The organism is Streptomyces sp. NPDC087310 (genome assembly GCF_044744405.1).
Lineage (GTDB): Bacteria > Actinomycetota > Actinomycetes > Streptomycetales > Streptomycetaceae > Streptomyces.
Genome location: NZ_JBIUYF010000018.1, coordinates 1 through 14829, shown reverse-complemented (window position 1 = coordinate 14829; position 14829 = coordinate 1). Strand labels below are relative to the sequence as shown.

The 14829-nt window shown below is 66.4% G+C and carries 13 protein-coding genes and 1 pseudogene; 12 read left to right on the top strand and 2 right to left on the bottom strand.

Going from position 1 to position 14829, the window contains the following annotated elements:
* Positions 1-159 precede the first annotated feature (159 nt).
* A pseudogene (locus ACIO3P_RS38560) lies at positions 160-815 on the top strand (transposase family protein).
* Between the two features lie 28 nt (positions 816-843).
* On the opposite strand, the gene ACIO3P_RS38555 reads toward ACIO3P_RS38560, so the two are convergent.
* A complete protein-coding gene (locus tag ACIO3P_RS38555; RefSeq protein ID WP_401978297.1) occupies positions 844-1368 on the bottom strand; it encodes an Imm21 family immunity protein in 525 nt (174 codons plus the stop codon).
* A gap of 254 nt (positions 1369-1622) precedes the next feature.
* Between ACIO3P_RS38555 and ACIO3P_RS38550 the strand changes: the two genes are divergently transcribed.
* Positions 1623-1829: a hypothetical protein gene (locus ACIO3P_RS38550; protein ID WP_401855984.1), complete on the top strand. Its 207-nt coding sequence runs from the start codon at positions 1623-1625 to the stop codon at positions 1827-1829.
* Between the two features lie 315 nt (positions 1830-2144).
* A complete protein-coding gene (locus ACIO3P_RS38545; protein ID WP_401855986.1) occupies positions 2145-4445 on the top strand; it encodes an N-acetylmuramoyl-L-alanine amidase in 2301 nt (766 codons plus the stop codon).
* A gap of 486 nt (positions 4446-4931) precedes the next feature.
* Here ACIO3P_RS38545 and ACIO3P_RS38540 read toward each other — a convergent pair whose 3' ends face one another.
* Entirely contained in the window at positions 4932-5975 is a 1044-nt protein-coding gene (locus ACIO3P_RS38540) for a serine hydrolase domain-containing protein (protein WP_401978295.1), read from the bottom strand.
* Between the two features lie 159 nt (positions 5976-6134).
* On the opposite strand from ACIO3P_RS38540, the gene ACIO3P_RS38535 reads away from it, so the two are divergent.
* The 9 genes from ACIO3P_RS38535 to ACIO3P_RS38495 all read left to right on the top strand — a co-directional run bounded on the left by ACIO3P_RS38535 (position 6135) and on the right by ACIO3P_RS38495 (position 14516).
* Complete coding sequence (locus tag ACIO3P_RS38535) at positions 6135-7277, top strand: DUF5937 family protein (RefSeq protein WP_401855991.1); 1143 nt, start codon at positions 6135-6137, stop codon at positions 7275-7277.
* Between the two features lie 1542 nt (positions 7278-8819).
* Positions 8820-8972, top strand: coding sequence for a hypothetical protein (locus ACIO3P_RS38530; RefSeq protein WP_401855993.1), 153 nt, complete (start codon positions 8820-8822; stop codon positions 8970-8972).
* A gap of 112 nt (positions 8973-9084) precedes the next feature.
* Positions 9085-9234 carry a hypothetical protein gene (locus tag ACIO3P_RS38525; protein ID WP_401855995.1) on the top strand — a complete coding sequence of 50 codons (150 nt, stop codon included), beginning with the start codon at positions 9085-9087 and terminating at the stop codon, positions 9232-9234.
* 247 nt (positions 9235-9481) lie between these two features.
* Positions 9482-10618, top strand: coding sequence for a methyltransferase (locus tag ACIO3P_RS38520; protein ID WP_401855998.1), 1137 nt, complete (start codon positions 9482-9484; stop codon positions 10616-10618).
* Between the two features lie 291 nt (positions 10619-10909).
* Positions 10910-11248: a peptidase inhibitor family I36 protein gene (locus tag ACIO3P_RS38515; RefSeq protein ID WP_401856000.1), complete on the top strand. Its 339-nt coding sequence runs from the start codon at positions 10910-10912 to the stop codon at positions 11246-11248.
* A 657-nt stretch (positions 11249-11905) separates the two neighbouring features.
* Positions 11906-12154: a hypothetical protein gene (locus ACIO3P_RS38510; RefSeq protein WP_401856009.1), complete on the top strand. Its 249-nt coding sequence runs from the start codon at positions 11906-11908 to the stop codon at positions 12152-12154.
* 4 nt (positions 12155-12158) lie between these two features.
* Positions 12159-12929 carry a class I SAM-dependent methyltransferase gene (locus ACIO3P_RS38505; RefSeq protein ID WP_401856003.1) on the top strand — a complete coding sequence of 257 codons (771 nt, stop codon included), beginning with the start codon at positions 12159-12161 and terminating at the stop codon, positions 12927-12929.
* 727 nt (positions 12930-13656) lie between these two features.
* The gene (locus ACIO3P_RS38500; protein WP_329827620.1) at positions 13657-13884 is read left to right on the top strand and encodes a hypothetical protein; all 228 of its coding nucleotides are present in this window, start codon (positions 13657-13659) and stop codon (positions 13882-13884) included.
* A gap of 173 nt (positions 13885-14057) precedes the next feature.
* Positions 14058-14516 (top strand): hypothetical protein, encoded by a 459-nt coding sequence (locus ACIO3P_RS38495; RefSeq protein WP_401856006.1) that lies wholly within the window; start codon positions 14058-14060, stop codon positions 14514-14516.
* The last annotated feature ends 313 nt before the right edge of the window (positions 14517-14829 follow it).

Below are 14829 nucleotides of genomic sequence, written 5' to 3'. Positions count from 1 at the left end.
GGCGAACCGATCCATCCGCAAGCCCGTGAACGTCTCCACCCAGACCGGCTCAGCCCGCAACACCCCACCCATACAGACAAAATGCCCAGAACTGAACCTTGTGCAACACCCTTTAAGGGCTGTCCCGTTATGGCTGACCACAGGTGAGACGATCTTGATGTGGCTGGTGTGATTACGGCGTCGGAGCCGTCCTGGACAGGCCCGTTCACCGGCTTGAGCCCGCGCTGTTTCCGTACGTTGGTCACTGCGCTGCGCCGCGAAGAAGCGATGCCGGGCGTCGAGGTCGGCCATGGAGCCTGCCGTTGGAAGACCGGGTGTTGCTGGTCACGACGTACTGGCGGACGAACTTGACGATCCGCCAACTGGCTCCGCTGTTCGGGATCCCGAAGTCCGCGGTCGACCGGATCATCGATCAGGTCGGCCCGCTCCTCGCGCTGCGACCACAGGTCGTCATCGACGCCGACATCTGCCTCGTCGGCCTGGCCGGCCGACCGCTGCCGGGCAACCGCAATGACTGCAAGGCATAGGAGGAATCTGGAGTAAAGGCCGCTGTCGGCAAGACCATGACCATTGCCGACAGCGGCTGTCCCGGCGCTGGCGTCGCCATGCCCCACCGTCGGCGGGCGGGCGAGGAACTGCCTGCCTGGAAACAGGAGCACAACCGCTCACACAAGCAGGTCCGCGCCCGCGTCGAGCATGCCTTCGCGCGGATGAAGACGTGGAAGACCCTCCGGGACTGCCGGTTGAAAGGCGAAGGTGTCCACCACGCGGTCCTCGGCATCGCCCGTCCACACAACCTTGCGCGCAGCGCGTGACCGCACTCAACCGAAGCAACTGACCGTTTCACGATTCGATGGGCAGGATCTGGACCAGGCCGACCCAGTTCTCTTCGTCCGCCTTGGTATGGGTGGCTCGGACCCTCCAGCAGCCGGTGGGCAGCGCAACCGATGCCTGGGAGGGCATCCCGCCGCCGGGATATTCGATGTCCAATTCGGAGCCTGCTTCGGTGGAGTCCATGAGTGTGGCTGGACCATCTGAGAACCACGTGCCGCACTCCTCCCACTCGGTGGCGGGGTCTGCGAGCACAGCCCTGGCCGCCGCCTTCAGCTCGGCTTCGGAGTCGGCGGCAAGCCACCGCAGGAAGGCCCGATGCTCGGGTAGATAGCAGCTGGTGGCCGGCTCGTCCGCCAGCACCAGTGCCTGCGCACCGTTCTCGCCAACAGTGATCACACCGGCCAGATCGTCCACCGCGCAGGCTCGGTCGTAGTCGTCTGGAGCGGTGGCGTCTCCTGCCATGACTCCGGTCTCCGTACACCCACGCCATGCGGCCAACGCGGAGACGGGGACGACGAGCAAAGGCCCGCCCATCGACTCCACCCAGACAGGAGAGGTGTCGGACGCATGGGCTTCGGTAGACGTAGAAACGCTCATGCCAGCAGTGTGCCCGCGCCCACTGACAATGCCCACGGTGGCCGATTGGCACTCAGGACAGGAACGGCCCAGGGCCTGCGGCAACCTGCGGTTACGGGACAGCCCTTAGCCTAGTTCGGAACGAGGACCACATCCTGAGCGAAGCCGAGGCGGAAGTCGCCGGCACGAGAGCGGAACCCGAGCTGTGGCAGGTGAACATCGCCTTACCGGCGACAGCCGCCCAGCATGAGGAAGTGATGGACCGGCTGGTGGAAGTGCTGTGCCCTGACTCCTCGCACGAAGGGCCGTGCCCCATTCCCTGGGGCGTGCACAGCGTGAACGGTGACTCTCTCTCCAAGAAGAAGCGGAAGGCCCTCCGGGAGGAAATCGCCGAGACCAACGGTCCGGATCCGGTCTGACCGACCCTTTGCGCCCGGTTCCGCACGCCATGCGGAACCGGGCTCGTTCATGGTCGGGTGGATCTTCGTCGGCGGTGGAACAGCCTGTCGCCGAGGCAAGGGGGACCCACATACCCAACTCTTTCAGATTGATGCCCACTTGGGACCGGCGATGTGAGGGAGTCCGGGGGAATCGGTGTACGTTCTCGCCCAGGGGTGCACCGGGAGTGTGCTGTTGGGTGCATCCGGTTGCCAGTTGCCAGTTGCCGGTTTCCGGTTTCCGGTGGGGAAGTCGGATAAAAGGGGTGGGGTCGCGTGGCGCGAAGACGGATCTGGATGACAGCGGCGACGGTGGTGGCCGGGGTGACAGGGGTGCTGGTGTTCCAGGCACTGCCCGACGACGCGGGGAAGGGCGACGCGGCCGAGGGCAAGGCCGGCCCGGTCAGGGCGCAGGCGCGTACGGCCGAGTTGACGGCGGACAGGGACGGCCGTAGCGCGTCGTTGGCGCGGCGGGAGACCGCGCCGTTCAGCATGGTGGGGGTGACGTGGACCGATCCCGCCGCGCGGGCCACGGGAACGGTGGAGGTCCGTACGCGTGCGTCGGGGTCCGGGACGTGGTCGTCGTGGCTGCGGCTGGACGGGGACAGCGGGCAGGGTGAGCGGGGAGCGGCCCGGGGCGGTACGGAGCCGGCCTGGGTGGGGCCGTCCGACAGTGTCGAGGCGCGGGTGCGTTCGGGTGCGCGGACGGCCGCGGGGCTGCCCGAGGGTCTGCGGCTGGACATGATCGACCCGGGCGCGGCTTCGGTCACCTCGATGGATCCGGCGTCCTTCAGCGTCGATGGGGACGAGGAGCCGCCTTCCTCCGACACCACGCCGTTGCCCAGTGAGGGCTCGCCCACGGCCGATCCCTCGGAGCAGACGTCGGCGGAACCCCCGGCCCCCGAGGCCCCGGAGGAGACGGCGGACGACACGCCGAGCACACCTCCGTCCGCCGAAGTGCCGCCGTCCGACGCGCCGTCCGGCGGTACGCCGACGCCGTCCGCCCCTGACACGTCCACCCCGGCACCGTCAGCCCCGGCACCGACGACATCGGTGCCGCCCGACCGTCCTTCCACCGTGCCGCAGCCGCCCGTGACATCCCGGGCGGCCTGGGGAGCGGACGAGTCGATCAGCCCGGAGGAACCCGGCTACCTCCCCGACGGCAAGGTCAAGGCCGTGGTGGTGCACCACACCGCCGAGTCCAACACGTACACCTGCGCCCAGGCGTCCGCCGTCGTACGCGGCATCTACGCCTACCACGTCAAGCAGTTGGGCTGGAAGGACATCGGCTACAACTTCCTCGTCGACAAGTGCGGCACCGTCTACGAGGGGCGCAAGGGCGGCATCGGCCAGCCCGTGCAGGGCGCGCACGCCTATGGTTTCAACGCCGAGACCGCCGGGATCTCGGTCCTGGGCACCTACACCGACACCGCGCCCGCCCAGGCCGCGATGACGTCCGTCGCCCGTGTCGCCGCCTGGAAGCTCGGGCAGTATGGTGTCGACCCGGCCGGCACCACCACACTCACCGCCGGTGACAGCGGCCGCAGCTTCACCGGCAAGACCTGGGCCAAGGGCGCCAAGCTGTCCTTCCCCACGGTCCACGGCCACCGCGACGGCTACAACACGCAGTGCCCCGGCAACTCCTTCTACAACCAACTGCCCGCCCTGCGCACTCTGACCGCGGGCCCGGTCACCGGACTGGCCCTCACCTCCCTCACCGGAGCCGCGAAGTCCGGGACGACCTACTACACCAAGTCCGCCGTCACCGTGAACTGGTCGTCCAAGACGCCGAGTTCACTCATCAGGCAGTACGAGGTCCTCGTCGACGGCATCGCCGCCGCCAAGACCGCAGGCACCGCCGGCTCCGCCAAGGTGACGCTCACCCCTGGCAGCCACAAGATCAGCGTGCGCGCGGTGCACCAGTCCGGCAAGGCCGTCACCACGGAGGCCACCACCGTCATCGCGGACACCACCGCCCCCACCTTCACCACGAAGCCCAACCTCAGCCTGCGTACCGGCGTCGTCAACACCACCGCCGTACCTCTCACCCTGGGATGGAAGGCCACCGACAAGGCGGCGCTCAAGGATGTCCTGCTGACCGCCCCCGTGGCCAAGACGTACGGGCCGACCACCACCAGCGCCGCACACACCGCCAAGTCCGGCGCCTCGACAACCTGGAACATGACGGCCCGCGACCAGGCCGGCAACACGGTCGCTGCGTCCGTGGCCGGAAAGCCGACCATCCTCCAGGAAACCGCAGCCGCCAGGACCGGCACCTGGACCACCAAGTCCTCCACCAACTACCTCGGCGGGAAGTCCTACGCCAGCTCCGCCAAGAACGCCAGCCTGACCTGGACCTTCACCGGCAGATCCGCGGCCTGGGTGGTCTCCCGCGCCACCACCTCCGGACAGGCCCACATCTACGTCGACGGCGTCAAGACCACCACGGTCGACCTCAAATCCGCCACCACCACCTACCGCCACGCCATCTGGACCAAGAGCTGGGCCACCAGCGCCAAACACACCATCAAGATCGTCGTCGTCGGCACCACAGGACGCCCGACCATCACCACCGACGGCCTCGTCCACCTCCCCTGACCGACCAGCCCACCACCGCCCTTCGGAGTGGGAGCGTCTTGAGCCGCTCCTGCTTCGAGGCGCGAGTCGTGGTGATCACCGGAGTGATCACCACGAGGTGACCGACGGTGTCCTGCCCCGGGTCCGGAGGCCCCAACTGGCCCCCGGGCAGCAGACCTCGCTCCCTCACCCGGTACGAAGGGCGTACCCGTGCTCGCCCACACGCTTCCGCCCGCGCACTCTTCCGCCCGCGCAGCACAGAGCCCCTCCATGATGGACGCCTCGGTAGACCTGCCGCCCATGGTCATCGCCGACCCGCTCGGCATCCACCCCAAGACAGCCGGAGGGCATCCGTGCCGGATTGGCCACCACCGTCGCCCGGCTGCGCGAACGCACCCACTCCGGGTGCGAGGCTTCTGCGGCTTCGCGGAGGCCGGGCTCTCGTACGAGCGAGGGCGGGATGCTCGTCCGCCGGTCCAACGGATCGAACTGCCCCGGGGCGCGCGGCTACTGGGTCAGGAGTTCCTGCGACCTGATGATTGCGGGGGCGACGGCCTTGTCCTGGTTGGTCAGGACGACGACCGTGTGCCCCAGGTCGGGGTAGATGTCCATTTGACATTGGTATCCCGGGGTGCCGCCGTTGTGGCCGACGAAGCGTATGGCGTTGCGCTTCTCTTCCAGGAAGCCGTAGCCGTACCTGAGCCCGGGGGCGTGGCTGGGGATGTCCAGCTTGCCGGTGATGACGGTTTCGGTGAAGGCCGGGCTGAGCAGCCTGTGCCGGGTCAGGGCCCGGGAGAAGCGGTACATGTCGACCACCGTGGAGTAGGCCCCGCCGGAGGGGTTGCCGATCTGGACGGAATCGCTGATGTCCTTGAGGGTGCCTTCGACGAGCGCGTAGCCGTGCGCCATCCCGGAGACGTCCTTGGGCCGGTAGACATCGATGCGGGTCCGGGTCATGGCGGCGGGCTGGAAGATGTGTTTACGGATGTGGGCGGCGTAGTCGTGCCCGGTGACCCGTTCCAGGAGTGCTCCCAGCACGATGAAGCCGGAGTTGCTGTACCCGAACTGTGCACCCGGTTCGAACAGGAGGGGTTTCCCGACGATGATCTCCATCAGACCGGCGAGCGTGTGGGGCGGTTCCTCCCCGCTGGGCGGGAAGAGCACGTCGCCCATTCCCGAGGTGTGGGTGAGCAGGTGGTGGATCGTGACCCGGTCGGCTATCTCGGGCGGGAAGCCGGGGACGTACCGGCCGATCGTGTCATGGAACGTAAGCCGGCCCCGCTGGACGAGTTGGGCGACGGCGACCGCCGTGAACATCTTGCCCATCGAGGCGATGCAGAATCTGGTCTGTACGGTGTTGGCGATCCCGCGCCCCCGGTCCGCCATGCCGTAGCCCTGCGCCAGCACAGGTCGGCCTCCACGGTCCCCGTCGGCGACCAGGACCGTTCCTGAGAATTCCCCGGCAGCAGTACGTTCGCTCAGGTAATCGTGATAGGAACGCCATTGACCAGCGGACTCGGCGGAATGGGAGATATTTGTTCCACCGAGCATGGAAACCGCGGGGGAAAGAATTATTCCACCCACGACCGACCTACGACTGATTGCCATTTTCCGACGCCCTTTCCTGTTGGCTTGGAAATGACCGTAGACTGTGCCGATGATCCGTATCAACTGATCAACCAACTGGTTGAGCAAAGGTGGAGGTGTGCGATGAGTGTCCGGCTGAGACTCCATGGCGTAGGTCTTGAGCAGGTGGCTTTCTGCTGCTCGCCGACGTACGAGACGCTGCGCAGCCTGCACGTGCTCATCGATGTCAAGCATCATCCACTCCATATTTCATGGGCCGTGCGGACGCGGACGAGAATGAGTTCGGCACTGAAAGAAGAATGTGAGGCATTCTCTTTCTGGTACATGCGCGTACCGCTGCTTTTCCAAGACATATGGCCACCGGCGGAGACGTGGTCCTGGGAGGAGGAGACAACGGCTCTGCGCAAGGCGCCCATTGAGCACTTCGCGGAGCCGTTGATCCAGGCGGCTCTGATACGGAACGGCCGGGGGCGCCGGATTCCGCTGGATTCGTTTCTCAAGGATTCGGAGCTGCGCGAGGAGGCGCTGGCACGCGTCGAAACCCGCCGCCCGGCCTCGCTCCCCGTGTTACGGGAGCTGATCGCCGACCCCGAGCAGTGCAGGGAGCGTTTCGCCGCGTTCCTTTCGGCCTACCGGAGCGCTTGTATCCTGCCCGACTGGCCGGATCAGGAGACGCGGCTCCGCGACGACATCCGCCACCGGGGCCTGGCGCTGGCCCGGCACGGCCTGCCCCGGATGCTGGAAGGGGTGTCTCCCCGGGTGCGGGAGGACCGAAGCACCGGCGAGGTCGTACTTCCGTCGATAGGGCCGCGCGGAGGCGGCGAACTGCTCGACCTCATCCTGGGCGAGCGTGACCGGGTTTTGATCGCCCCTTCCCACTTCGCCTGGCCGGAGATGACCGTTCTCGTCCATAAAGACCTCGTGGACGGCGAGGAGCGGCAAACCCTGTGGATCGTGCACGCCTTGGCGGAAATGCAGGAGGAGGGCCATGCTCCGGTGCCTCCGGGGGACCTGCTCAAGCTCCTGCGCTCGGCCGGTGACCCGACTCGATTGCAGATCCTCCAACTGCTGGCCCAACGCCCGCGCTCGACCCGCGAGATAGCAGGACTGATCCGACTCACCGAGGCGGCGATCTCCAAACATCTGAAGCTTCTGCAGGAAGCCGGCTGGGTCGTGCCGGAGCGGAACAGCTATTACGTCTACTACACCCTGGTCCGGGAGGCGCGCGGCAAGTTGACGCACGGCCTTGAACGCGCACTCGGCTGATCCTGGCCTACGGGAACGGGTGGGAAACGATGCCCGGCGATCCGGGAAGCGATCTTCGGCGGACTCCCCCGTCACCGGTCAGATCCACCCGTGGACAGCCCGGAGGGGGCCGCGGAGCGCCGGGAGTCCGCCGTCGGCCAAAGCCCGCCGACCGCCGAGACCACAAGCGGCGCAAGGAGGCGCGGCCCGGCGTCTCCGACGTGTGGATCGTCCCCGCGCGAATCTGACGGGCGACCGCCGGTGGAGCGCGTGGGGGGCCTGGTCGGATTCGAAGTGGCCGCCCGGTTCACGGCCGGCGGCCCGGCCGTCACCGGATGGTGGAGCAGTGGCGACACGGCCGTGGGGAAGTACCGCTCCTCCGTCGGGCTCCACGGTGACTACTCCGCTGCCATCACTCTCACGCGCTCGGACCACGACCGGCCACAGGCGGTTCACTCCCGCTCGCGCGGGAAACACAGGGGACCGGATCAACGGTGACGGCACCGCGCTTGGGGTCATCACCGCGATAGTTGGTGTCGTCGGCTCCCTGCTGGCCGCCCGGCAGGAGGCGCCCGAGAAGATCCCCGCCGGACTCGTCCCGTACAGCATCGACTGACTGCGCCCCTCCGTCCTGGCTTCGGCCGGGCCGGGGGCGCAGTGGCGTACGGCTTGTTACTCGTCAGCGGGCTCTTCGGATCCCTGTCCGGAATCGTCGCTTTCGGAGTCCACCGGACTCTCCTCTTCTTCCCGGTCGCCGAACGGGCTGGTCTTCGCGCTCACAGCGAGCATCTGCACGTGTTCCTCGCTTCCTGGTGACACGCTCCCGCGCCACTGGCTCGTGCGGCCCTGCGCGGCCGCGTGTGCATCCGTCTACCTACCCAGCACGAATGCCTGATTCACTCGGATTGGCTACTTACGCAGGAGGCTCCGCGAAGTCGGAGGCGTAATACTCCTTGCCCGATGGGCATAGGGTCGAGATCGACTGCTGGGGATACGGATCGAGCGTCGGAGGCTACAACATCTGGGCCAAGCTCTACTCGCCGTTGGGAAATCGATGGGTCAGCGACTTGTACCTGAATACCGGTCGCATCCAAAGTTTCATCAGCCAGTGCTGACTTCCCATAATTCAGCGAGGAACTAAAAGGCTAACCGTCACGCACGGAGACACTGAGCCGTTTCCAACCTCACGGTGAAGTTGCGTGATGGAAAAGCCTGCCGTGCTAGCTCGCATTTCGTTGCCCGACGGCCTCGTGACATCGGCGGGTTAGCAGTGATCAGGTGCGGTCTGTGGGGCTGCTGTCGGTGATCGCTCGGAACAGCTCGCGAGCCCGAAGCGGACCCGGCAGCGGGTGGCCGCGCTGCAGCGTGGTGAGCGGGCGGAGTGCCCGGTTCACGGACGGTCGTGGACCGTGGGGGTGGAGCGGTCGAGGGCGGCAGTGTGCTGCTCGGACCGTTACCGGGTGCGGGCCTGCCGCCAGCGGCGGGCGTCGCGGAGTGGCGTTACGGAAACGCATAGCCGAACGTCTCTCGGGCACCTCGAACCCCCTAGGTTTTGCAGGGAAGTTGAGAGCGACGCCCGTACGCTTCGAGCGCCCGCCCGCCGACGTCCAGGACCGTGACGCCGCGCGCGATGTGTTCTGGCGGCTGCGTCTCACCCAGCCGCAGATCACCCAGGTCCGGGCCGACCACGGCCACGCCGGCGACCTCGCCGGCTAGGCCCGCGACCGGCTCTGACTGAGCCTGCGCATCGTCTCCCTGCCCAAGGGCACCAAGAGATTCGTCGTCCTGCCCCGCCTTGTGGAAAGTCGGGCGCACGATCGGCTGGTGCATGAACGCCCGCCGCAACGCACGCGACTACGAACCTCTACCGCAGCACTCCGAAGCACACCTGAACTGGGCCCTCATCACCACGATGCCCCGGCGCCTCACCCGCAAGAACCTGCGGACCAGCCAGTGGACGAAGAAGCCGGCCCGTTGACCTGGCAGGGCTGGTGTTTTTGGCAACCGAGCAGCACCTGTGCGAGCCTTCTGCCACTCCTCCGAAAGGGCTCACCCTGATGCTCGGCATGGTTGTCTGGGACGTCCGCTCCCGCGCTTCGACGCGAGAGCGGTAACGGCCACCTGCTTCAACGCACACGCCTGTCCCATGGACAGGCGTGGGTTCAGCCTGCTCCTCGTCGAAGTGCTCTTCGTGCCCCTGCACGTTCGACCACGAGGAGTACGTGGTGTCCACCATCCACTGGACCGAAAACCACACCCACCAGTCCGCCATCTGGCATTCCGAGAACGCCGCCCCTCTTCCCCAGCGAACCGTCGTCGCCGATGACCGAATGAAGGCCAACGACGCCTACCGACAGGCGTGCGAAGGAACGGCCCTACTCTGGCAAGGCGACTTCCACAACGCCCGGCAACTCTTGCAGGCGATGGGCCGTCGCATCGACCGCAAGCCACCCAGGTCCAGCACTTCCCTGAGCGAGTCCTTCCACCTGCACCGACACAGCCGCAGTCACCGCGCCCGTGTCCTCGGAATGCTCCTGGTGCTGTTGGACGACGACTACACCTTGACGTTGCGCCGGGCTCCCGACGTCCGCCAGGCGTGTCTGGAAGCTTACGGCCCCTCAAAGGGGCCCATGGCGGTCTCTCTGCGGGAACTGCTGGGAGTGATCGGCGCTCACCAGTGGCGGCTGAAAGGGATCGACGTGCCGACGCTCGGGACTCGCATCCACCCCCACTACGGCGTGTTCGCACCCGTCAGAGGTGAGTACATTGACCTGGTCGCCCGCACGCCACTGCCGCCGGCGACCCGGCACAGTCCCGCCATCAGTACGGCATTCGACCTCGGTACGGGAACGGGCGTCCTCGCTGCGGTCCTGACCCACCGCGGAATCCGGCACGTCGTGGCCACCGACATCAGCCCACGCGCCCTGGCCTGCGCCAAGGAGAACGTCCACCGGCTAACGTTGACCGACCGTATCGAGGTGTCGGGCCCCGGCCTGTTCCCCGGGGGCCGCGCCGACCTCATCGTCTGCAACCCGCCCTGGCTCCCCGCCCGTCCGACCGGCCCCATCGAACAAGGCGTCTACGACCCGGACAGCACCATGCTCCACAGCTTCCTCGCCGGACTGCCCGCCCACCTCCGACCAGGCGGCGAGGGCTGGCTCATCCTGTCCGACCTGGCAGAGCACCTCGGCCTCCGGACACGTCAGCAGCTGCTCGACGCTATCCAGGCAGCACAACTTCGCGTTGTGGACAGGATCGATACCAAACCCCGGCACCCACGCTCCAAGGATGCCGCCGACCCACTCCACACAGCACGAAGCGCCGAGACCACGTCCCTCTGGCGTCTGATCCCGGCGCCATGACCGGCACCCGGACCACGCAACGGCATCCAGCCTCCCGACTCGCCGGGCACGCCCGGGCCGTGAGGTTCCACGCGGAGAGCGGGAAACTGGACATCGTCCCCGACGCGCCCGCCTACGGCACCAAACTCCGCTGGACCGCGCCGAAGCTGATCGCCCGGCCAACCAGCAGGTCAAGGACGCGAACGTCCGCACCATCCACGTCCTGGCGCCCGCCGCACCCACGGCCACCGCATCTGCCACGGCGATGGCGCCCGCGGGCCCGGAACCGGTGGCCGCCGCACTTCGGCTGGGATGTTGCCGAGTAGTGCAATCGTTGCCGCGCCGGCGGCAACGCCGCAGTCAACCGCCAAGGATAAGTCGGTCGTCGCAAGCACCTGCCCGCAGGGGTATGTCTGCGGGTGGCCGCAGCCGAACCGGCAGGGAAAAAGGTTGGCTTTCAAGGTGACGTCAGGGTGCGGCTGTTTCCCGAATTCCCGCTCTGTCTCGAACCAGTCGGGGTACCTGATCCGATTCCACCACGACACCATCGGTAACCTGGCGGGGCCCTCGCCCCGTTCCTGTGGCAAGTCAGCCCATCGGCCACAGGAACGGGACATCACAATCACGAAAAGAAGCGAATCTCATGGCTGATCCGACAAGCCCCCTTGTCAGTACCCAGACGCGACCACGCGTCGAGTACAGCCAGTTCCTACTCGCCGACGAGTCATCTCTCCCAGAGTTCCCTGGCAACTGGAAAGGGTCGACTCGCATCTTGGTGGAAGGCGATCGAGGAACCCTGTTCCGGACCGCAGGCAATGACTTCCACCCCGATGTCCGCATCGAAGTGTGGGCGAGCGAACCCCACCCTCCGCGAGATCACCCGTGGGATGTGGTCGAGGAAGCTGTCGTCGTCAGCCAAACCGGGCGGATGGAACTGCGCGGGTGGGACCACAGCCCCAGCGGGGAACCACTACCACTCGGATCACCGGCAAACTACCGTCTGCGAGCCCATTGCCGTGGACGCGCAGAGGCCACTGCACGCTCTGCCCAAGAGATGTACTACGAGGGCGTCGAAGAGTGGCTCCTGCAGCTCTGGCCCATCGCACCCGCCGATTGATCAGTCGAGCATTGCCGCAGGGCGGCGGTCACGAGTGTGGCATCGTCCGCGGGGCCCAGGCGCACCGCGTCGAGCAGCGCGCCCCAGGAAGTGCGGCCGACTTCCAGAGCGGCGACGAAGGAGTACGGCCCGCCCGGCACCAAGTGGCACAGGGCGGGCCACGCCAGGCACCCTGCTCCGTAGGAGACCCGATGCCCACCCGAGACCAGTCCACCGCCGATCTGCTCCAGCACATCACCGACCTGCGAGCCGCACTCCAGCACGCGATCCGCCTGCCCGCCCATCCCGCCGGACGGGAGGCGGCTGAGGACCCCAGGTACTCGGGTCGGCTGATGGCAGCCACCGAAGGGATGGCGCCCGTCCTGGCCCGTACCGCCGTACCCTCGCCGGCAGAGCCTTCTGCTGCTGGCGCTGTGGCCGAACCGGAACCGCGAGGGTGATCCGATGACGGAGGTGAGCAACCCGTTCGGCAGCGCCCCGATGGCCCGGCGCTACGCCCGCGGACGCCGGTACTACCAGGACAAGGCACTCGACCTCGCCCTCGGTGCGGCCCAGGCAGATCCGGCCGGTCTGGCGCTGGACATCGCCTGCGGCACCGGACTTTCCACCTGGGCACTACTAGAACGCGCGCACCGGGTGGTCGCCTTCGACGTGTCACCGGCGATGCTGGCCCAGGCACCGCGGTTTCCGGGCGCGCACTACCTGGTGGCCCCAGCCGAACGGATCCCACTGCGCGACGCGACGGCCGATCTCGCCACGGTCGGTGCCGCTTTCCACTGGTTCGACCAGTCGGCCGTGTTCGCCGAACTCGCTCGCGTGCTGCGGCCCGGAGGCGGACTCGCCGTCTACAGCGACTTCTTCCTCGGCCGCATCGAAGACGTACCGGACTTCACCACCTGGTTCGAGCAGACCTACCTCCGCAGATACCCGACGCCGCGGCGCCACGGCCACTTCGACCCCGGTGCCGCCGTTGCAGCCGGATTCACCGAGGTGACGTCGAAACAGGCCGAGTTCCCCGTACCGCTCACCCTCCGGCAACTGACAGATTTCTTGTTGAGCCAGAGCAACGCCGGTGCCGCGATCGAGTCCGGCACGACCACCGAGGAACGGCTGGCGGAAGCCCTGGCACAGGAGCTGGCGCAGTTCTTTCCGGACGGCGGCACCACGCGGGTCCTCTACGGCATCAGGACATGGACAAGCACGCGCCGGCCATGACCGCGTCCCCCTGACCGCCGCTGCCCGCGTGCTCACCTGCCGGCCTTTCGGAAGGTCGCCGGTCTGCCAGGCGCTGTAAGTCGATGCTGCCGCTCCACGATGTCTGTAGACGCAGCGTCAAGACGTGTGGACTCTCGGATAAAGACATTCTGTCGAAACCATGGCAGCATCGCTTCCAAGACGAGCACGAATGCAACACAAGGAAATTGCGTGCAATTTACCTTAGCAGTAAAGTCGGAAAAGTAAAGCAATCAGGGGGATTGCACCATGAGAAAATCTTTGCTTTCCGTAGGCGTGGGCCTGGCATTCTTCGCCACATTCGCCACATCGGGAACGGCCCAAGCGGCGGGAGCGTCGGGCACTATCACCTGCAAGGCGACCGGGGTGTACGGGGAACTCGATTACAGCAACTGGAAATCCAGTTCCGCCGGCTCTTCGATAGATCTCGGATTGTACGCCTACGACACATTGGCCGACGGGCATCACGTAAAAATCCGGTTCGTATCGGAAGCCCTGAGCGGCAATAAAACCTACTGGCCCTGGCGCTCGTGGTACGGCGGAAAAGATACAGGCCGAGCTTGGTACACTTACGCCTCGAACGGGGCGAATGGCCTCTACGCCATATCACTTGAGGTCGCAAGATTCGAAGGTAGTACGAAGCTGAATTCGAATCTGTGTGGGTGAAGTAAATCCTGTCACGCCAAATATCGGCGGGGCTCGGATCGCAATGACCTTCGTGGTTGCTTATCGTGCCACGCTCGGCCTGCCTGATGCCCTGGTTTCCTGGGTGGAGGACCTCATCGGGACCCGAAGGTGTGAACTCGCCGGCCCCTGGCGAAAGCTGACCACCTTCGACCAAGCCGTCATGCTGCTGGTCCATCTCGCCAAGGGCGATACGTTTGCCGGCAAGGGGCGCAACGGCCGGGGGAAACTGACCAACTCCGCCCACGCCTGACTCCGGGCACCAGCCGAGCGGGCCTTCGCCGTCCTCAAACGCCGGCGAATCCTGGACCTGGTACGCATCAGCCCGAACCGCATCACCGCACTGCCTCACGCGACCTTCGCGGTCATTCAGACGATCTTCACTCGCCAGAGCGTAGTTCGGAAACGCTCAATGAGTAACCGGCGGTGGCGGTCGATGGCCAAATCGACACTGAGGGCAGCCAGCCCTACTTCCTTCAAGGGGAGCATATGAAGATGAACAAGGTTACCCGCGCGCTAATCACCGTTGGTGGCGCGGCAGGTCTGGTGTTCACGATGCAGGGATCTGCGTGGGCTGCGCAGACCGCCACGATACCCGGTGCCGGGTACGGCCAGTGGCAGGCGGATCCGGACGGTTCGATACCGGGTGACTCGATCAGGGCTTGCGATAACGTCACAGACGGGTACGGAATCCAGGTGCAGCTGGATATTGGCCGGGACGGAGATATAGACCGACTCGCCACGACGGAGGGGCATGACGCGCCGTATTGCTCCGCATGGAAGTCGGGCAATATTGCCGAAGGGACCCCGATCACCATCTGGGTCTACAAGGTCAGGGGCGGCGAGATCTATGGCCAGTTTGCCTACCTGAACGGCACCGCCTGATCTGCGATCGGGGACTGGCGCGGTGGCTTCCGCTCAGTTTCCATTCCCCGCCGCTTCAAACCGTGCATGACCCTGTCGATGCCCCCACATCCCACATAACCCCCACGGTCCTGGCGCCGGTCGACGAGGACGACGACCGGCGCCAGGCCGCGGTCGCCGGCGCGGTCATCCGCTACACGTAGCAGAAGATCTTGGTGGTGACCGTCGGCCGCGTCTTCTATTGATCCGAAACTCAATCGGTTCTATTCGAGGGTGTAGCGGACGTGGGATCCGCCGAAGTATCCGCGGACGATGTGTGGCTGCCGTTGGCGGC